Consider the following 21,106-nt stretch of genomic DNA (forward strand, 5'->3'; position numbering starts at 1 on the left):
GGAACGATAAATAAAAAGCGCTACTTCATCTCCTGCCAAGGCAGCGGCCCTGGACTCATCCCATAAATAGCTTACGTGCTTAAAATTCATATTGGTTATTTTAGACATTGGTTATATGTTGGTTAGTTGCTGTATTTATAATGAATTTCCGATTCCTACCAAAACAATGGAAAGCATGATGAGCCCTATTCCAAAAAGAAATGTGTTGAACGTTTTCTTAGAAACACCCGACCATTCTTTTAAATAGAATCCCCAGAAATTAGCTGTCAGGATAATTGTTGCCATGTGCAGAATCCATGAACTTGCTCCATTCCCTAATTTACTTTCACCCATTCCATAAAAGAAAAACTGTAAAAACCATAAAGTTCCGGCAAGCGCAGAGAAAAACGTATTTTTTGCAATTGGCGCTTTTGAACTTGTATAGTCACCAAAAGTTTTATTTTTAAAATTAAGATACATACACCAGATAAAGTTGGTTGTCAATCCCCCCCAAAGCAACACGATGTATGTTACATTATTCTGAAACAAAGGATTACAGCCATTGATAACGGCTTGTTCTGCCATTGGTTTTCCGGCTTCAATTCCGTAATTAAAAAATGAACTTAAAATACCGGAAATAACAGCGATTATAAGTCCTTTTACTAAACTGAAATCTTTGTCTTTATCTTCATGACCTACCGCAAAATCCTTTTCTTTCATAATTCCGGCTTTTCCGGAAACCGCAATTCCAATCAGACAGATTAAAACTCCAAATAAAACCACCTGACCGCCGGTATTAGAAAGCATATGGCTAAACGAAACCTTACCTGCTGTAGGATATAAATCATAATAAACAGAAGGAACTAAAGCTCCAAAAGCTGAACAGAAACCAAGTATAATAGAGTTCCCTAAAGACATTCCCAGATAACGAACTCCTAATCCGTAAGTTAAACCACCAATCCCCCAGACTAATCCCATTGAAAAAGTAAATGCTTTTATAGAAGGAGAAGCTGCTGCGATAATGTCAGCAAAATGCGGAATCGTTAAATAAGCTGCAATTGGCGGAACTATAAGCCAGGAGAAAAAACCGCCGATAAGCCAATAGCTTTCCCAGGCCCAGTTTTTTACTTTTTTAAAAGGCATATAAAAACTCCCTGAAGAAAAACCTCCAATGGAGTGAAAAATAATTCCGAGTAATGATTCCATGTATAAATTTGGTTTGTGGTTATTTGATAGTTAATCTGGTTTTGTAAAATAAGATAATGCAAAAAACATAACTATCCTGTACTATCCTTTAAGATTATGCTTTTATTGTTAAAATCCAAAGATAATTACAAAGAAGAGTCGAAATATTGTAGAGAAATAAATTTAAAATTTCTATTTTAGCAATCGATTTCGTAATTGTCATATCCTCAATTCTGTGAAAATTAAGAGATTTCCAAAAAACATAAAGCAAGCCTTATTTTCTTCTGTCTTTATTGTAAGAAAATTAACAATTGCAAATGTTCTACCGGATAAGATTAAAAAATAATTTCAAATTATGTCTTTATTAATAAGGAAACATAATTTACAAGACCTACACAATGATTAAACTTATTAAAATAGATGAAGATTCAAGGGTTCCAAAATACAAACAAATTGTAGACTCAATCCTGCAGAATATCGCCAACGGAAATCTTAAGATAAATCAAAAAATACCTTCAATAAATAGTTTTAGCGAAGAGTTTTATATGTCAAGGGATACTGTTGAAAAAGCTTATAATATTCTAAAAGAGCGAAAAATAATTTCTTCGATCAGAGGAAAGGGATATTATATCACCCGTACAAAACTGGAATCTAAGGTTAACATTTTGTTTCTTACGAACAAGCTGAGTGCCTATAAAATGAAAACCTACAGTTCATTTATCAATACACTTGGCGCAAATGCTCATACAGACCTGCATATTTATCATTGTGATGAAACGCTGTTTTTAAATTTACTGGACAAATTTGAGGGGGCATATGATTATTATGTTATTACCACGCATTTTAAAACTGATGAATTAAAGCATTTGAGTTTTACGGATGAAGTTGTAAATGCAATTCGTAAAATTCCTCAGGATAAATTGGTTATTCTGGATAATATTAAGCTTGGAATGGGAAGTGAAGTCATTAAAATTTATCAGGACTTTGAAAATGACATTTACAATGCATTGAAAGAAGGTCTGGCTAAAATAACCAAATACAACAAACTCATTTTAATCTATCCTGATAAAGCGGTTTACCCATATCCGAGAAGAATTCTGCACGGGTTCAGAAAATTTTGTGTGGAGCATGAAATCAATTTTGAAATCCTGAGTGAGATTTATGATGACATGATTCTTAAAAAAGGAGATTTGTTTATTACAATTGAGGAATCTGATCTTGTTAATCTTGTAAAACAAATTCGCGATAAAGAATTTGTACTGGGAAAAGATATTGGCGTAATCTCTTATAATGATACACCTCTTAAAGAGCTTTTGGGTATTACGGTTATGTCTACCGATTTTAATGTTATGGGAGAAACCGCTGCCCGAATGATTCTTAATAAAGAAAAAGGACAGGTAAAAGTTCCTTTCAATTTTATTGACCGAAACTCGATTTAGGGAAAGCTCTCCATTTTTTTTTGCATAAAAAAACCTCGTTTATAATTCTAAACGAGGTTGTACTTTCTTAGGTAAAAAATACTATTTTTTAGATTCTTCAATAGAAACTTTTCTAAACTCTTTTAAAAGTTTTTCAAGTTCTAACGTTGATTTACGTGCTCTTGCTCCAGCAGCTTTAATACCTTTCTCTGTTAGAGATTCAGCTTCTGTTTTGAATGTTTCGATTTCGGCGTTGATTTTTACTAATAGATCTTTCATGCTTATACTTGTTAAATTAAGGCGCAAAAATAAAAGTTTGCTTGATAGATAACGCATCTTTAATGTTAAAATTGTAACTGTTTTTGCGTATTCAGTTAATAATAATTTAATCAGTCTTCTTTTTACCTTATAATCAAAACATTACAAAAAAGATAAGGTTAAAATTTATTTTATTTTTTTATTTTATTTTCATTTAAAATAGTTACACGGGCTATCTGGACGAATAAAAGCCCTATTAATCTTTCATTTTTGTTTATCGTTTTATAATTCCTTTTGTTTTTTTACCACTCAAAATTATGGACTACTAAATTTTTAATGATTTTGATGCCAGCCTCAATTATAGCATGCAGCTGGTGAACTCTATTAATGATATAATTGCTGAATGATAGAATTTTTAAAGTTTTTATCTTGATTTTTAGCCATTACCATAGATACAAAAAAGCCAGAATATACTATTTATATTCTGGCTTTTATCTAAAAACAACACAGGTCTGATTATGCTATTGAGGACATAATTTTACTTTTTAAAGAAATATAAGATTGATTTTCTAATGAATGAGAAGCAAACAGTAATTCGGTAAACTGTTGTTTAAAGTTTAAAGGATTTTTAAAATTGGCCCGCAAATCTTTTATAATTTCTTTTCTCGTTTTTGAGCCATCCAGTAAAAACAAATCATTAAACTCTTCTAAAAAAGACAATCCATTATACAGCTGCTTATTAAAAACGCAAACTAATATATTTGTTCCTTTTTTATATAGTTTTAAAAATTCAATCAGTTCAAATTTATCATATACAACAAATATCAAACGATCAAAGCATTTGGTCCTACTCTCCTCCTCTTTTAAAAAAGCATCCGTAAATTCAAATTCCTGACTAAACTTTTTTTTGAACATTTTTACAAATACTCTTTTATTATCGCAGATTAAAATATTTTTCTTTCCCATAATTACATTCAGTTATTAACTTCAAAATCAGGATTAAGATTGAAATCTTAGCCCTTAAATTTTCGTGATTTCAGTTACATTACTTTCAACAAAAGTTAGCAATTCTCCCATATTTCTTCCGTTGGTATTTTTATTCGAAATCGAAATGATGTGCTGATCTGCATCTTTAACATATAAAAAGAAAAAGTCTTTTGTTAAGATTGCTTTTTCTATCTGACTCCATTTATGCGCAAAGGCGCCCTGTGTGTATTGTGATTCCTGTTGACTAAGGCATCGGAGATAACACATGAAAAATAAAAACAGTAAAATTCTTTTCATCGTTAATGCTTTATATTTTGAATAGTAAAACACTAATTTTTGGGGCAGAATAAGGAAACAGAGATTTCTGTTAAGGGAACGTATTTATAAAATATTACAGATTTGAGCCGGTATTTTTATAACAAGATTTGCAAAAGCAATTGAAATAATAATAACCTGATCAAAAGTTCTGTAATTCAATTATAGTAATTCAAAATAGTGATTAGAATAGTAGTAACGGCAAATAAATAAAAGACAAAACAGCAACAGATTAAAACTGTGTACCATAAGATTTTTTCTGAATTTTAATTACTTAAAGTGAGTGCTGATAAAAAATATCGAGTTGCTATATTTTTAGGAAAAATAGCTTATTGTGTAAACCGGTATATAATCCAAAAATATTTTATAATGAATAAATTCAAAGAACAAATTTACTGAATATCAATTAATTAACAAAACATATTATCTTTCTTTATTGAATAGCTATTTAAATACGAATTATTTAATTCCCTTCTGAAGCTGATGAAGTGAAGGATCTTCTAAAAGTTTAATCTGATTGATTACAATTTGGGCAATTTCTGTTGCGCCTTTTAAAGAAAGATGGGTATCATCTTTTTTATCTTCTTTATAATATGAATTTTCTCCTGCTTTAAAATGCAAATGAAGCTGTTTTGAATTTTCCGGTCCATAAGACTGTTCGAGTAATTCTGTATGATATTCTAAATCAATAAAAGGTACTTTATATTCCTTTGCAACTAATCTTGCCTCTAAAGGATAATCTCCATGTGTAGGCACTAAAACGCCTTTTTCATTAAAATTTCTTCTTGCAATAGAAGTGAGCACTATTGGAAAAGCACCTTTATCACGCGTGTCTTTTATAAAACGAATGAGGTTATACCTGTAACTGGTATGCGGGTTTGTGTAGCGGTCCGGGTCTTCAATTTTTTCGTCATTGTGCCCAAATTCGATTAAAACGTAATCTCCTTTTTTTAGTTTTTTACAGATGGAATCCCAACGGTTTTCATTGATAAAACTTTTTGTGCTTCTGCCATTTACAGCTTTATTTTCAATAACTATATTATCTTTAAAAAATGGCTGTAAAACCTGTGCCCAGCCATGCTCCGGATTTTTGTCCGGATCTTTTTTATTGGCCATTGTTGAGTCACCTATACAATATACTGTCGTTTTTTGAGCAGTACAATTCAGGGAGATGAAGCAGATGAACAGTAGGATTTTTTTCATTTTGATTTTAAAGTAAATAAGTTTTACTAAGATTTCGTTTTTAATGTCTGTTTTTGCCTGCAGAGTCCATAAGTTTTAAAATTCAACTTTGAATCTTAACAGCTTTAAAAAATCATTTTGCCGCTGACGGAACTGTTGCTTTCTTTCCTATAAAAACTTCATTCATGAGGACATTTTCGGCATTTTCGTTTGATATGGCATTTTTGGCCGATTTTATTTCTATGTTATTTAAAGATATATTCCTGATTTTTTTATCGGGAAATCCCTGAATGACAATTCCGGATTCTGTTGCTTTATTACAGGAAATATTCGAAAAATGTATATTTGATATATCCGATTGAAAACCACTTCCTTCTCCGTGATAATTGGCTGTAATATACAAACAGTCTTCTACCTCATCTAATTGTATATTATTGACAAAAATATTTTTGATGAAACCTCCGCGGTCTGCATTGGTTTTGATGTAAATTCCTCTTTTTAAATATCCGGCTGTCCTGCAGTTTTCAACATACACATTCTGAATTCCGGCCGACATTTCGCTTCCTAAAACAACTCCGTGAAGTCCCTTAAAATTACACTTCCGAATCACAATATTTTCACTGGGAGTTGCTGCATTTGCTCTTCCTTCATGATCTCTGCCTGCTTTTATGGCTACATTATCGTCTCCGTTATTAAAATTGATATTTTCAATCAAAACATCTTTTGCATATTCAGGATCAATGCCGTCGTTATTGTAATTTAATGATTTATAACTTATTCCGCGTATCGTAATACTTTGTGATTTTAGCAAATGTAAACACCAGAACGGGGAATTCTCAATACGGACATTTTCTACTAATATATTTTTACAATTTAAAAACTGAATCATCTGGGGACGCAAAAAATAACCTTCTCCAAATTTTCTTTCCCCCAGAGGAACATTATTATGATTCATTTCCCGGCTGCGGTTTTTGCCTTCATTTTCTTTTGCTTTAAAGGTTTTCCATGTTTTACCTCCTTCGCCATCAATTGTTCCTTCTCCTGTTATGGCAATATTCGAACAGTCATTTGCGTAAATTAGCGGACTATAATTATAAAGCATTGTTCCTTCCCAGCTTGTCAGGACCATTGGCAAATAATCTTTTGGATTGTCGCTAAATTTAATTTTTGCGTCTTTTTCTATTTTAAGGTTGACATTACTTACAAAATGAATGGGGCCGTTTACTTTATAAATTCCTTTTGGGACAATAATAGTTCCGCCATTGTTCTTTTTGCAGAGTGCCATCGCTTTATCAAAAACAGATTTGTTATTAAACAGAGAATCTCCTTTTGCACCCAACCTGGCAATATTTACCTGATAGGAAGGAATAACGGGAAGCTTAATCCGGCTGACAACTGAATCTGCTTTTGCTTTTGGAAAATCAGAATTCTGACCAAATGAAATAAAAGAAATAAATAAAAAAATAAGATATCTAAAATTCATAATTATAAATTATGGGTGTTGTTACAAATCAGACTCATTTAGCATTTTTAGCAGCCAAAAAACCTTAAAACTTAATTTAAGCATATTTAAGACGTTATTTTACTTTAATTACTGACCTAATATTATTTTTTAATAAAATGATTTATAAAGCAATTTATTTAAGTGATTTTCAATAAAATAAAATTATTGATTTTCTCATTTTAATAAATAATCATAATATTATTTCGAATACCAATTTGATATTGAATCTTTCAGAATATTTTGAATGGTGTATTTTTCTGCTTCTTTTTTTGAAAGCTGATGTGACCATGAAACTCTTTTTGCCGGCTGAAATCCTTCTCCTTTGCAATTATATTCGGCATAAAAAGCATTTTTCTCTGCTTCCGGTTTAGACCAGTTTTCCCAGCCCTCCGGTTTTATATGTTTTCCCATATCGCAATTTATGTATACTGTTTTGGCATAAATCCTCCATGGTCTTCCCAAATAAACTGCTGTTGCAGAAGTTTCTGCTGTCAGTTTGCAATTTTTAAAAACAAAACCAAAGGCTGTTTCCTTTGGAGTGGAAGCAGCTGTTATATAGGAGTTTTTGAGACTGTGAATAATGCAATTTTCAAATAATGCTGTTGCCCCGCCAAAAATAAAATCGGTTGTGCCTTCAATATAGCAATCTTTAAAATACTGCTTGACTTCTTTTCCTGATAAATACAAAGTGTCCTGATTTCCTGAAATAATACAATTTGAAACCTGTACACGGTTGGCGACAATTGATAAGGCAATTGCCTGCCCTTTATCACCTGAGGTATTTTTTATGGTTAAATTAGACATCGAAAAATCATCTCCTTCTACCAAAACTGTATAGGTATAAAAAGTACTATTTCTCCCTAAATTTATTTTCGAAAAATTATCATCAAAAGCAATAATCGTATTTTCCCTGCTTTCTCCAACAAATGCCAAATGTGTGTTCCATTCCGGGATTCTTACTTTTTCTGCATAGGTTCCGTTTTTGATAAAAATCGTAACTTTTTCATATGGAAAAGAAGGGCTGGCATTTATGGCATCCTGAATCTTGGTAAAATCGCCGGAGCCATCCTGTGCTACCGTAAAAATGTTATCTTTTTTTTTAACTGGAGTTTCAATTTGGGAAACTTTGACTTCGTTTTTAACAGCTTCTTTTGGCTCATTAGTCCTTTTTATTTTCTCCAATTGGAACTGAGCGTTTATTCCAACACTTCCAATTAATAAAAATAATATTGTAATTTTTTTCAACTGAATCATTTTAATTTATTTAGTTATTCTAAACCAATCCACTGCAACATTTCCGGAGTCATTTGTAATTTTTTCACTTAATGCAAAAAGACCAAGTTTAGCACCAATCCATTTTCCTTCCCTGGCTGTAAAATCAGTTCCAACTGCCTGATATTTTTTATCATCCAGACTGTAAAAAAAACTGCATACTGCTCCTTTTTTTACTTTTATCCTGAGATATATGGTGTTGCTTTCTACTAAAACAGGTTTTGTTTCTGTTTCTGAAATTGTTTTGGCAAAAGTTCCTGTTTTCTGGTTTAAATATAATTTGCCGTTATCATTCTTAAAACACAAATAGCTGTAATCTAATCCCATTACTAAAAGTCCGGTCGATTCACCATTCAAACGGGAATTAAATGTCAGTTTTGCAGTTGCCGTAAATTCTTCGGCAGGAAATTTTTGCAGCAACAAATTTGGTGCTTCAAAAATTCTCTTACTATCCTTTATACTATTAATACAAAATAAATTAAAATATCCTGAACTTGTCGGAAAACCCCAGTTGATCTGTGAGTTTGCCTGCCATTGCCATTGCAATCCTAATCTAGGTTCGTTAAATTCATCTGATTCTGCCGGAACTTCTATTGGATATTTCTTTCCGACATTTGGTTTTCTGAAAGTGGTAACAGGCTCGCCAATTCCGTTTTTATCAAAATCCTGCCCCATTACCGGCCAGTCATTTTCCCATTTCATTGGCTGAAGATGCAAAATCCTCCCGTAAGCCCCTTTGTCCTGAAAATGTATAAACCAATCCTCTCCTGTCTGCGTCTGAACCCAGGCTCCCTGATGCGGACCGTTTATGGTTGTTGATCCCTGTTCTAAAACTTTTTTCTTTTCATACGGTCCCCAAACGTTTTTTGATCGTAACACTGTTTGCCATCCGGTAGAAACTCCTCCGGCAGGGGCAAAAATGTAATAGTAATTGTTTCGTTTATAAAACTTCGGTCCTTCAATAGTTCCCTCGCTTTCATGTCCGTCAATAATCATGACCTCATCGTTATTGGCTATTGTTCCTTCGGCATTCATTGTGCAGATAACTAATAAGCTTTTTATTTGGGCGCGGCTTCCTGCAAAAGCGTGAACGAGATATACTTTTCCATCGTCATCCCACAAAGGGCCTGGATCTATAAGTCCCAGACCTGCTTTTACCAAAACAGGCTCAGACCAGGGGCCTTCTGGTTTTTTGGCTTTTATCATATAAATGCCAAAATCGGGATCGGGATAATAAATATAAAATTCATTGTTGTGAAAAGTAATGCCGGGTGCCCAGACTCCGTTTCCGTGTTGTACGTTGTTATACGTTTCGAATGGAGGCTGTTTGGCAAGTGCATGCCCCACAATTTTCCAGTTTACCAAATCTTTAGAATGCAAAATCGGCAAGCCGGGAATGCAGTTAAAAGACGAGGCTGTCATATAAAAATCATCTCCCACACGCACAACATCCGGATCTGAATAATCAGCATGGATGATGGGATTGGTGTATGTTCCGTCTCCATTATCTGAAATCCAGGCCTGGGCATAATTGTTTTGGACTGAAAAAACGGATAATAAAAAAAGAATGATTTTTATATTTTTCATTTTAAAACTTATATCGAGCCTTATTTTATCTGTTCAACTCTATGGCAGCCAAAATAAAAGGACCGGTTGCTTTAGGATCGTTGTCTTTTTTTCTTTCGTTTACATAGTATTCATACGAACCATCGCGATATGGATTTCCTCCCAAACCGGCAACCTGACAACAGTTTGTTAAGGTAATTCCGCCATCTTCATCTACTTTTTTGATTAAAACTTTAGTCAGTCCGTCAAAAGCTTTATTGGCTATTTTTTTATATTTAGAAGGTAAATATCCTTTATTGGCTCCTTTTGCAAAAGCATAAGCAAACATTGATGATCCTGATGCTTCAAGATAATTTCCTTTTTGGCCGCCTTTGTCTGTAACCTGATACCATAAACCGGATTTATCCTGATATTTTGCCAAAGCTGCAGAAGCATTATTTAAATAGCTAACCAGTTCTTTGTGTTTTGGGTGTTCTTTTGGAAAATAATCCAGTACATCAACCAAAGCCATTACATACCAGCCTAATGCTCTTGACCAGAAATTTGGAGAATTTCCTGTTTCTTTATTGGCCCAAGGCATTTCTTTGCTTTCATCCCATCCATGATATAATAATCCTGTTTTAGGATCTGTTGCGTGAAGCTGAATCAACTCAAATTGCTTTGCAATGTCATCAAGGCTTTTTCCGTTTTCAAATGTAACCGTGTATTGTGCATAAAAGGGTTCTCCCATATACAAACCATCTAACCACATCTGATTTGGGTAGATTTGTTTGTGCCAGAATCCACCGCTGGCTGTTCTTGGCTGTTCTGCAAGTTGCTTACGAATCTGCTGCAATGCTTTTAAATATTTATCTTCTTTTGATGTTTCATAGATATCAAAAAGAAGTCTTCCCGGTACAACCAGATCAATATTGAATTTATCAAATTCATAGGTTTTGATCGTTCCGTCTGCCTGAACTAATTCATCTACATAACTTCTTACATAAGCTTTATATCTCGGGTCGGGATTTTTTTTATATAATTCTTCAATTGAATGCAGTACCAAGGCATGAACATAATCCCATTTCGGTTTTTTAGAATCGTCAAGCATATAACTTTCCGGATGGCGTTTCATCAAAGTCAGAGCCATTTTATCAGACCATTTTGAATTTTTCGAAATGACTATATCCTTAGTTGTCTGTTCCTGAGAGGTTACTTTACAGCTTGTAAGGGCCATCACACAAACCAATAAAACCGACATCAGGCTCTTGTTTCTACTTTTTTTCATTTTAAAATATTTTATAAATTCTGTTATTCTTTTAATTCAATTGCGCTTAATAAAAATGCGCCAAAACCTATTGCTCCGTTATCTTTTGTTTTTGCGGTAAGATAATAATCATTGGTTCCGTCGCGAAACGGTTTTCCTCCCAAACCAATATTGGATGAAACGTTCAGAATATTGATTTCGCCTTTTTTATCCACTTTTATAAATTGCTTTACAAAACTGTCAAATGATTTTTGGGCTATTCTTTTGTAGCCGGAATCCAGATATCCTTTATTGGCACCTTTTGCAAAGGCATAAATAATCATTCCCGAAGCCGATGGTTCTACATAGTTGGCAACCATATCGGGCTTATCTGCAACCTGATACCATAACCCTTCCGGGCTTTTGTACTGATTTACATTTTTAGAAATCTGGTTCAGATATCCTGTCAGAACTTTATATTTCGGGTGTGATTTTGGAAAATAATCCAACGTTTCTACTAAGGCTACCATATACCAACCAATTCCACGGCCCCAGATTGTTGGTGAAGTCCCGGTTTGTTTATTTGCCCAGGCAATTTCCTTATTTTCATCCCAGGCCTGATAAACTAAACCTGTTGTTTTATCCAGAAGATGATTTTGAACGAGTTCAAATTGTTTTGCAATATCATCTAAACTTTTTCCTTTTTCATATTTCACTGTAAATTGTGTATAAAAAGGTTCTGCCATATACAAACCATCAATCCACATTTGATTCGGATAAATCTGTTTGTGCCAAAACCCGCCGCCTGGTGTTCTTGGCTGGCTTTCGAGCTGATTTCTTAGCTGGCCAATAAGTCTTAGATAGCGTTCATCTTTGGTTTCATCATACAAATTAAAAAGCAGTTTCCCCGGATTCAGGTAATCTATATTGTATTCTTTGATATCATACTTTTTGATGTTTCCGGTGCTGTCGATCATTCCGTCAACATATTCTTTGATATAATTAAGATATTTTTTATCGTTTGTTTTCTGGTATAATTTTTCAAAACCAGATAATACAAAACCCATTTTATAATCCCATTTTGGCTTTTCATTTCCATCAAGCTGCCATGCTTTTGGATATTTATTTAAAATAGAAAGTGCTGTTCTTTCTGACCATTTTAGATCATAAGAAATAATATCTTTTTGCGAATCTTCCTGATTTTGTGCCTTTGTTTTACTAACAAAAAAGAATAGTAAGACGATAATAAAATTTATAAAAAATGGTTTTTGCATACTTTTCACTTTTTCATGTATTACAATTTACCCTTTTTGTTTAATACTTCTAATTGCTGGTCCAAGTATTTTACAAATTCTTCCTGTGTTTTAATTCCGTTCACTTCTTGTTCCCACGCTCCTAAAAGATAAAATGAAGTTGGCTTTGCTGTCGGTTTAAATATCAATAAATAATCCAGATCTGTATCAGCAATGTTTTCTATGGTCTTAACTTCATAAAAAATAGCCATTCCTAATTTGTCCGGAACAAGCGATTGCTGGCCGTAAGTGGCCAAATATGCCCATTTTTTATTTTTGCTTTCTTTTTTAAGTAATTCTGTATTTTTCTGTTTTACGATTCCGGTACAAATTCCCTGAATTGCTTTTGAAGCTTTAAAAGTATGCTGCGTATAAAGCTGATCCGGTTTTATAGTCAGTTCCGACTGGAAATTAATTTTATCAGAAGCTGTTTTCCATCCGTAATAATCAATTTTTACAACCGACTCATTGGTTTTATTATAAACATATGCGATGGTTGAATCTACTTCGCGAAAGTGTAATTTTTCATTGTTTAAATAGCGGTCAATAGAACCAATTCCGATTCCTTTTCCGGCTTTTAAGATATCTGCTCCCCAATCGCTCATTTCGTGATAAGAGTCAAAATTATCCTGTCCCACTTTAGGCAAAATATTCTCTGTAGTTTTTTTTCCGTAAATGTCAATTGCATTTCTCCAGTCAAGATACAAACGATATCCAATCCTGTTATTTTCCCAGCCCGGTCCTTCATAACGTATATCAAACGAATGATCTGTATGTTCGGGCGCGAGTTTTAATCTGTCAACATTTTTAAAAACAGTTCCGCCAATATATTTCCTGCCTTCCCATTTTCCATCTGTTTTTGCGGATATTTCGGCATAGGTTTTATTCTTTTTTATATCATAATTCTGAGCATTCATTGTTATTCCTGCCAAAAGTAGAATTGCCGTGGTGATTTTTGTTTTCATTGTATTATATATTATTTAAAAAATTGTGTCTTAAAAATTGTATGGAATTACCATTAAAATCAACAGTACTTTCTGCATTTTTCACCTTATGCTTTTAGTTAAGAAAGGAGTCCGGTAACAGGCCGAACTCCTTTTTAACTGCTTCAAAAATTATTTACTAACTAAAAAACGCTTTTTAATAGGCCGGATTTTGTGGGAAATCATCATTTCTGTTTAAATCCAGTGCCGATTGAGGAATTGGTCTTAAAATTTTAAGGTTTCCGTTTTGTCCGTTAAAAACATTTGCATTTGTAATTTTAGGGTTATATAAAACGGTTCTTTCAACCAGTGTTCCTGTACGCTTTAAGTCGAACCAACGGTGGTATTCTCCTAATAGTTCTCTGCCTCTTTCGTCTAATATTGTATTGATATCAATTGTAGTCAGTACAGGGATTACTCCTGCAACTCCTCCTCCTGCTCTTCTTCTTACTTCGTTAAGACGTGCTAATGCTGTTGACGGTACACCGGCTTTAAAATAAGCTTCGGCAGCAACGAGGTATGTTTCACCTAATCTTGAAATTATAAAATCGCGTGTGCTGCTTCTGTTGGTTGCAGCTGTAACAGGTGTTGTATTGTAATTTGCGCTTGTTGCACCGCTGTACGGAGCCGTAGGATCATCAAATTTACGAACAGGAATCAGGTTATAATCACCTCCCGAAGGCGCAGATGAAGAATAAGTTCCCCAGGCGTGGTATACAAAACCTGCTGCTTTTCTTGAAGCATTATCTATTTCCCAGTTAGCTCTATCTGTCGGCGTAAACCATTTTGGCTCATAAAAATGGGTGATTTTCAACGCAGTTTTATCGGCTACGGTAAAGTAATCATAATATCTACTATAGATTTGAGTCATAAAAGTCCCTTCCCAACGTTTATCTCCTTTTTCATATAAAGATAAAGCATAAACAGTAGGACATAATGTATAACTTCTGTTCGGGTAAGGATTTCCGGCTGCAGATGGTCCTAAATAAGGGCCAAACCAATAGTTTTGTGAATTTCCCAAAGCAGTTGTACCTGCTGCATTAGAAGGTCCTGAGAACTGAACTGAAAATATAGTTTCTGCATTCATTTCATTTCCTGGTTTTACCACATTATCAAATGATACATTTAGTGCCTGACCATTAATTACCTCATCTGCCAAAGCAGCTGCCGTTGTAAAATCTGCAGAGGTTCCGAAAGTTTCGTATCCTTTTGTCAAATATACTTTTGCGAGTAAATTTTGTACGGCTCTTTTGTTAACTCTTCCTGTGTAAGCTGCAGTACTTACTGCCGGAAGTGCTTCGTTCAGATCTTTCAGAATTTGCGTGTAAACTTCTTCTGCTGTATTTCTGCTGAAGGAAGTAACTGCCGTATTATAATTTTCTAATACAACCGGAACGCCGCCATAGGTCTGAACCAAAAGGAAATAGGCATTTGCTCTTAAAAATTTTAATTCTCCTACTCTTGTATCTAATGTACTTGTTTTCTCGGTTATTCCGGAATAATAGATCCCTTTATTTGCCTGTTGAATCGCAGTATAACATGTTCTGTACAATTGATCAACTCCCTGAGAAGATGAGGACAGGGTCAGGTATTTACTTAATCCTTCCGGTTCCTGGTTTCTACCTTCAGAATACATATCTGTACCTGCTTCAAACAACCACGGATCTCCTCCATATATATCTTTTAGTGCCGCGTAATTTGTATTTACTAATGATTCAAAACCTGCCCCGGTAAGGAAATATTGTTCTGCTGAACCAAAGGCACGGTTATCTTCTTCGATAAAGTCTGAACAAGAACTTAGTGTCGCTGCCAGTATTGCTATAAATATTGCTATCTTTTTCATTTTCTTTAAATTAAAATTTTAAACTTACTCCCATCTGAACGGTCATTGTAGACACACGGTTTGTTCCCAAACCAGCAGTTGCCCACTCCGGATCGTACCCTTCATAATCAGTAAACACAAACGGATTTAACACATTAACATAAAAACGCATGCTTTTAAGTTTCAATTTATTTAATAAATCATCGTTAAGACTATAGCCTAATGCTATGTTTTGAACTTTTACAAATGATGCATCTTTATAGAAAGCCACATTATTTGTATCGTAGTAAACTCCTGCACCACGAGGCAATGGATTTGTATTTGAGTATTGAGCCGGAATACCAGCTCCGTTGGCAGGAACATACCAGTCTCCCAGGTCAAATTTCTGACGTCCCCTGTCTGTTACATCAGCAAAATTATCGTGGAAACTACTGAATACTGTCATTCCCTGATTGGTGATCAAAGACATTGATAAGTCAAATTGTTTTACTTTTAATGTAGTAGAAAAACTTCCTGACCATTTAGGATCATAGTTTCCTAAAATAGCCCTGTCATTATTAGCATCAATTTTTCCGTCATCATTTAAATCCTTTACTCTTGCTTCTCCCGGTTTTTGTCCATAGGAAGCTGCCAGAGCAGCATCTTCCGGCTGCCATACGCCATCAAAAACAAAATTGTAATAAGAATGGATATTTTCTCCTATAAATAAATTATTACCAACATCATCTACTTTATCCTGACCATAAATAGATTCTAATTTATTAACATTTTTGGTAAATGTAAAACTGGTTTCCCATGTCACATTTCTGGTCTGAATGTTTTTGGTTACCAAAGCAATCTCAATCCCTTTATTACTTACAGAACCTACGTTTGAAGTAATGGTAGGAACCCCCATTTCGAATGGCAATGCCTGCTGAAACAATAAATCTTTAGATAATCTGTCGTAAACGTCCACACTACCCGAAATTCTGTTTCCTGCAAATCCGAAATCTAAACCTAAGTTTACCTCTCTTGTTTTCTCCCAGCCCAATTCTGTATTTCCTAGACTAGATGTTGTAAAACCATTAGCAACTGTACCATTAAAGTCATAATAAGTCGGCACTTTTAAAAGGCTTAAACTTGAATACGGAGATACATTGTCATTTCCTGTATAACCAACACTTCCTCTTAATTTAAAATTAGTAATAAAAGAAAGATTTTTCATGAATGATTCTTCATGCAGGTTCCAACCCAAAGCAACAGAAGGGAAACCCGTCCATTTATTACCTTCAGCCAAAACTGAAGATCCGTCATATCTTACGGAAGCCGTTAATAAATAACGTCCTTTGTAGGCATAATTAAAACGGGCTGCATATGATTCCAGTGTATTTTTATAATACGGAGTATATACACCTGAAGGAATTAAAGCAATATTTCCTGTTGGAGTTAATGAATAAGTCGATTGTACTCCTGATCCAAGATTATAATAACCTGTTTCAAAAGGATTTTCTCTAGATGATGCAAAATACGTTTCATTAGTATTTGAATAGAAACTCTGAAGTCCTAAAAAGCTAAATACGTGAGCATCTTTTAATGTATAATTGATGTTGAACTGATTGTCCCAGGTGTAATTAAAGTTTTGAACATTTGTTACGTCTCCGGATGGCAACCCTTTGTTTTTAAGTCCAAAATCTGTCTGAGCACCAGATGATCTTCCTTCTCTTGCATCCATTTTTCCGGCAGAGAAAGTAGATTTAAATGATAACCAGCTATTAACTTTATATTCTGCAAATATGTTACCAATGGTAGTCCATCTGCTAATATCATCTTGTGTATTGGCAATTTCCAAAAACGGATTATAAGAACCTGTTTTATTTATGGCCGAAGTTCCGTTTGGATATTTTAAAGTACCCGGTTGTTGCGCATAGGTACCTACGATTTCGTTTCCGTCGGCATCAATTGCCCATGGAGAAGTAAATGGATTTTGTCTAAAGGCTTCCTGCATTGCATTTGGACTTCCTAATTGTTCTTCTGTTTTAGATATAGTAAGATTTACTCCAAATGAAATTTTATTATTTATTTTATGATTAAGGCCCGCTTTAAAGTTGTATTTCTCAATACCTTCATTGTCAATTACCCCAGTCTCTTTTTGCTTACCTAAACCAATGTTATAAGACAATCCGTTTTCAGAGCGTCCGGAAACGTTTAGATAATTGTTTTGCATCATTCCCCCTTTGAGTATATGATCTTGCCAGTTATAACTTTGATTGTTGGCTACTCTTTGAAATAAAACAGGATTACTTCCTGCCTGACCAACAGCAGCTTCCAATTCATTTTCATTAATATCATTGTATGTTGGATTTGCAGCCGAAATTGTAGTGGCTAAAAATGCCGACTGATGGTAATACCACCATTTCTCAGGACTCATCAATTTCGGTAATCTTACCGCTTGTTTGTTTCCATAAGAACTGTCAAAAGTTACCGTTATACCTGATTTAGCATTCGTACCACTTTTAGTAGTAACGATGATAACCCCGCTTCCTCCTCTTGAACCGTAGATTGCTGCAGAAGATGCGTCTTTTAATACGTCCATTCGGGCGATATCCTGTGGATTCAGAAAGTCTATATTATCTGTAGGTACACCATCTACAACAAACAATGGTTTTGAACCATCTTTGTTAATAGAATTTGCTCCCCTGATAACGACATTAAATCCATCACCTATTCGGCCGGAATTAGAAGTTACCTGAACCCCGGCAATTCCTCCCTGAATAGCTTCCATCGGATTGGTAACATTTCTTTCTGTGATTTTGGCAGCAGACAGAGTGTTGATTGCTCCTGTAAGATCTGTCTTTTTAGCAGTTCCATACCCAACGACAACAACTTCTGTTAGTGTATTAGATTGTTCTGACAGACTTACATTTACTTTAGATTTTCCGGCAACACTAACTTCTTGTGTCTGAAAACCTAAATAGCTAATTACAAGGATTGCCTTGCTATTAGTAACGTTTATTTTAAAACTTCCTTCAAAATCTGTTGAAGTTCCGTTTTTTGTTCCTTTTTCCTGGATGTTTACTCCCGGAAGTGACAATCCCGCAGCATCTGTAATTTTCCCTTCAATTACACTCGACTGAGCGTTCATTGTATTAATCAACAGGAAATTCAGGAAAAATAAAAATACAAGATTGTATTTTATTTTTTTCTTCGATAATTTTTTAATGTTCATAGTTTGTTTAATGTGGTTTGGTTAATGATAGTTTCTTTAATTTTTAACTGATTCTACTTTTTTCTCATTGATATAGGTATTTATAAAGTTTATATTTTTTACGTTTTTCAATAAATAGAGAGAATCTACTTTTTGAATCTTCACATTTTTAAGTGTAATGTTTTCAACTGGCGATTCCTTATATCCCTCTGCCCAAACGCTGTATTTTCCACCGTTTTTGACAGTTACATTTTCTAAGTTTATATTTCTGATTGTGGGTATAAAATTTCCCGTTTGCGAACCGTAAACATTGTAGAACATATTTAATTTTAAAACACATTCTTTTACAGTGCCCACTTCAAGATTTCTTACATAGACATCTTCAATAACACCGCCTCTTTTGGAGTTGGTTTTGATACGGATGGCACGATCAAGGTTTGGACTGTCCATCACGCAATTTTCTACAAATACATTATTTACGCCTGCAGAAATCTCACTTCCAATCACAACTCCTCCATGACCGTCTATCATTTTGCAATTCTGAACAATGATATTTTTACTCGGAATCCCTACTCTTCTTCCGTCTGCATCTCTTCCTGATTTGATTGCAATACAATCATCCCCTGTATTAAAAGTGCAGTTCCTGATAATGATATTCTGAGAGTATTCGGGATCACATCCATCATTGTTTGGTCCGTGGCTATTGATTGTTACTCCGTCAATAATCATATTGTTTGATTTTATTGGATGTAAAATCCAAAAAGGAGCATTTATAATTTTAATGTCTTTTATTAAAACCGTATTACATTCAAAAAATTCAACAAAACCTGGGCGCAAATAGCGGCCTTCGCCAAAAACTCTTTGTGCAACCGGAATACCTTTCTCGGCCATATCTATTAATACTTCACGGTTCTCAGGATCGTTCTGTGACGGAATTCCTTTTTTCCATCCGTAATTTTTGCCTCCTGACCAAACCCACCAGTTACCATTATCAGCCTGGCCATTTAGGGTTCCTTTTCCTGTAATAGCAACATTTGTTTTATTTTTTGCATAAATAAGAGGAGAATAATTCATTAATTCTGTCCCTTCCCAGGAAGTATGCACCAAAGGATATTCTTTGGAGTCTGTGCTAAAAAGAATTTCTGCATCGTCTTCTAAATGAAGATTCACATTGCTTTCCAAATGAATAGGTCCGGTTAGGTATTTTCCGTTTGGAACAACTACTTTGCCCCCGCCATTTTTAGCACATTCTTTTATTGCTTTTTCAAAAGCCGGTGTATTAGAGGTTTTACCATCAGCAACAGCACCAAAATCTTTTATATTATAAGTCTTGTCTGAGAAATGCGTCTGAGGAATGTTTTTTACAATTAATTCCATGTTTTTCCATGGATTCGATTCAGAAATGTCGGAAACCTGTCTTCCGCACGACCAAAACAATAGCGCTATTAAACCAAAAATGGAAAATAATGATACCGCTATTGACTTATTTGTAATCATTTATAAAGTATTTTTCAGTTTAACGCAATAAATGTAAGCTTTCATGTAATCGATTACACGAAAGTAAAAAAATACTTTGACTGAGCCAAATTTATTTAGAAATAATTTATATATTTAATTTTTATTATGAATTATATTTACACTTAATGTAAAAAAACATATAAATTATTATCATTGTAATATCGAAAACGTTTTATATTTCAATTGTGGTAATCGATAACAATTTATATGAATTATATAAAAAAGATGTACTTTTGTCCAGTAATTAATTTCAATACTTTTTGAATGAGCGAAAAAATAACCATTTATGATATTGCCAAGAAATTGAATATCACTGCTGCTACAGTTTCAAGAGCGTTAAACAACAATCCAAAAATAAAAGAGAGCACCCGTGAGTTAGTTATCAAGACAGCGGCTTCCATGAATTACAAGCAGAATAAACTTGCGCTGGCATTAAAAAGTGGTCGTAGTAATAATATAGGAGTTATTGTTCCGAGAATTGACAGCAACTTTTTTGCTTCAGTCATCAGAGGCATTGAAGAAGAATTACACCCTCATGGTTACCAGGTTATTATCTGCCAGACCCATGAAGATCCTAAACGGGAAAACGAAAACCTTTATACCTTAATTGATGCTCAGGTTGATGGCATTTTGATGTCTGTTACAGATGTAACAAACGAAAATACCAGTGCTTTTCATTATGTTTTGGAAAAAAATGTACCCCTTATATTTTTTGACAGAAGCAAACATATCGATGGTGTGAGTTCGGTTACAATTAATGATTTTAAAGGAGGCTACATCACCACAAAACATTTGATAAATGAAGGTTGCAGGGCCATTGCTCATTTCTCAGGAGATCAGTCTCTTGAAATTTTCAAAAATAGGTTTTTGGGTTACAAACAAGCTTTGTTAGATAACGGAATAACATTTAAAGAAGAATATGTTATTCGTACTAAAAGTAGTGTTGAGGCCGGAAAAGAAGCAGTCAATCGATTACTTCAACTGGAAACTCCTCCTGATGCTATCTTCTCTTCGAGTGATTTTGCTGCCTTAGGAGCTATTCAGGAATTAAAAGACAAAAACATCAGTATCCCCCAAGAGTTTTGTGTGGCGGGTTTCAGTAACGAACCATTTACAAAGTTCATGGAATTATCGATCACTTCTGTTGATCAGTCACCACTTGAAATGGGAAAAATGTCGGCACGTGTTTTCTTAGAACAGGTTGACAAAACCGATACTATCAAAATTGAAAAAAAGGTGGTTCTTGCTCCGGAATTACACATTCGTAAATCGTCAACACGAATCTCCCAATAATTTTTTTAACCATATAAGTTATGTAAGTTCATTTAAATTAGACTCATACTTGATTGTATAAATTATAAAACCCTATAAATCATTCTTTTGATCTATAGGGTTATTTTTTTGTAATTTATAAAT

16 protein-coding genes are annotated in these 21,106 nt (G+C 34.1%); 2 read left to right on the forward strand and 14 right to left on the reverse strand.

Going from position 1 to position 21,106, the window contains the following annotated elements:
• Nucleotides 1–135: 135 nt before the first annotated feature.
• Nucleotides 136–1,185, reverse strand: coding sequence for an L-rhamnose/proton symporter RhaT (gene rhaT / locus DCO46_RS11960; RefSeq protein WP_116752764.1), 1,050 nt, complete (start codon nucleotides 1,183–1,185; stop codon nucleotides 136–138).
• Between the two features lie 377 nt (nucleotides 1,186–1,562).
• Between rhaT and DCO46_RS11965 the strand changes: the two genes are divergently transcribed.
• A complete protein-coding gene (locus tag DCO46_RS11965; protein WP_116752765.1) occupies nucleotides 1,563–2,603 on the forward strand; it encodes a GntR family transcriptional regulator in 1,041 nt (346 codons plus the stop codon).
• Nucleotides 2,604–2,684: 81 nt separating this feature from the next.
• On the opposite strand, the gene DCO46_RS11970 is transcribed toward DCO46_RS11965, so the two are convergent.
• From DCO46_RS11970 to DCO46_RS12030, 13 genes are all read right to left on the reverse strand, one after another.
• Nucleotides 2,685–2,861 (reverse strand): histone H1, encoded by a 177-nt coding sequence (locus DCO46_RS11970; protein ID WP_116752766.1) that lies wholly within the window; start codon nucleotides 2,859–2,861, stop codon nucleotides 2,685–2,687.
• A 495-nt stretch (nucleotides 2,862–3,356) separates the two neighbouring features.
• Nucleotides 3,357–3,806 (reverse strand): hypothetical protein, encoded by a 450-nt coding sequence (locus DCO46_RS11975; protein ID WP_116752767.1) that lies wholly within the window; start codon nucleotides 3,804–3,806, stop codon nucleotides 3,357–3,359.
• 54 nt (nucleotides 3,807–3,860) lie between these two features.
• Nucleotides 3,861–4,124, reverse strand: coding sequence for a hypothetical protein (locus DCO46_RS11980; RefSeq protein WP_116752768.1), 264 nt, complete (start codon nucleotides 4,122–4,124; stop codon nucleotides 3,861–3,863).
• A 477-nt stretch (nucleotides 4,125–4,601) separates the two neighbouring features.
• Entirely contained in the window at nucleotides 4,602–5,345 is a 744-nt protein-coding gene (locus DCO46_RS11985) for a rhamnogalacturonan acetylesterase (RefSeq protein WP_116752769.1), read from the reverse strand.
• A 112-nt stretch (nucleotides 5,346–5,457) separates the two neighbouring features.
• Entirely contained in the window at nucleotides 5,458–6,807 is a 1,350-nt protein-coding gene (locus DCO46_RS11990) for a glycoside hydrolase family 28 protein (protein ID WP_116752770.1), read from the reverse strand.
• A 219-nt stretch (nucleotides 6,808–7,026) separates the two neighbouring features.
• On the reverse strand, nucleotides 7,027–8,073 hold the full coding sequence (locus tag DCO46_RS11995) for a pectinesterase family protein (protein WP_243416299.1): 1,047 nt from the start codon (nucleotides 8,071–8,073) through the stop codon (nucleotides 7,027–7,029).
• A 15-nt stretch (nucleotides 8,074–8,088) separates the two neighbouring features.
• Nucleotides 8,089–9,687 (reverse strand): glycoside hydrolase 43 family protein, encoded by a 1,599-nt coding sequence (locus DCO46_RS12000; protein ID WP_116752772.1) that lies wholly within the window; start codon nucleotides 9,685–9,687, stop codon nucleotides 8,089–8,091.
• Nucleotides 9,688–9,712: 25 nt separating this feature from the next.
• Nucleotides 9,713–10,933 (reverse strand): glycoside hydrolase family 105 protein, encoded by a 1,221-nt coding sequence (locus tag DCO46_RS12005; RefSeq protein ID WP_243416300.1) that lies wholly within the window; start codon nucleotides 10,931–10,933, stop codon nucleotides 9,713–9,715.
• Nucleotides 10,934–10,956: 23 nt separating this feature from the next.
• A complete protein-coding gene (locus tag DCO46_RS12010; RefSeq protein WP_116752774.1) occupies nucleotides 10,957–12,165 on the reverse strand; it encodes a glycoside hydrolase family 105 protein in 1,209 nt (402 codons plus the stop codon).
• A 20-nt stretch (nucleotides 12,166–12,185) separates the two neighbouring features.
• Nucleotides 12,186–13,148 carry a DUF4861 family protein gene (locus DCO46_RS12015; protein WP_116752775.1) on the reverse strand — a complete coding sequence of 321 codons (963 nt, stop codon included), beginning with the start codon at nucleotides 13,146–13,148 and terminating at the stop codon, nucleotides 12,186–12,188.
• A gap of 175 nt (nucleotides 13,149–13,323) precedes the next feature.
• Nucleotides 13,324–15,009, reverse strand: a complete 1,686-nt coding sequence (locus DCO46_RS12020; RefSeq protein WP_116752776.1) for a RagB/SusD family nutrient uptake outer membrane protein — start codon at nucleotides 15,007–15,009, stop codon at nucleotides 13,324–13,326.
• Nucleotides 15,010–15,019: 10 nt separating this feature from the next.
• A complete protein-coding gene (locus DCO46_RS12025; protein ID WP_116752777.1) occupies nucleotides 15,020–18,193 on the reverse strand; it encodes a SusC/RagA family TonB-linked outer membrane protein in 3,174 nt (1,057 codons plus the stop codon).
• A 36-nt stretch (nucleotides 18,194–18,229) separates the two neighbouring features.
• Nucleotides 18,230–19,669: a glycoside hydrolase family 28 protein gene (locus tag DCO46_RS12030; RefSeq protein WP_116752778.1), complete on the reverse strand. Its 1,440-nt coding sequence runs from the start codon at nucleotides 19,667–19,669 to the stop codon at nucleotides 18,230–18,232.
• Nucleotides 19,670–19,954: 285 nt separating this feature from the next.
• Here DCO46_RS12030 and DCO46_RS12035 point away from each other — a divergent pair, with 285 nt between their 5' ends.
• Nucleotides 19,955–20,983 (forward strand): LacI family DNA-binding transcriptional regulator, encoded by a 1,029-nt coding sequence (locus DCO46_RS12035; protein WP_116752779.1) that lies wholly within the window; start codon nucleotides 19,955–19,957, stop codon nucleotides 20,981–20,983.
• Nucleotides 20,984–21,106: the final 123 nt, after the last annotated feature.

It is taken from the genome of Flavobacterium sp. HTF, from assembly GCF_003105115.1.
Classification (GTDB): domain Bacteria; phylum Bacteroidota; class Bacteroidia; order Flavobacteriales; family Flavobacteriaceae; genus Flavobacterium.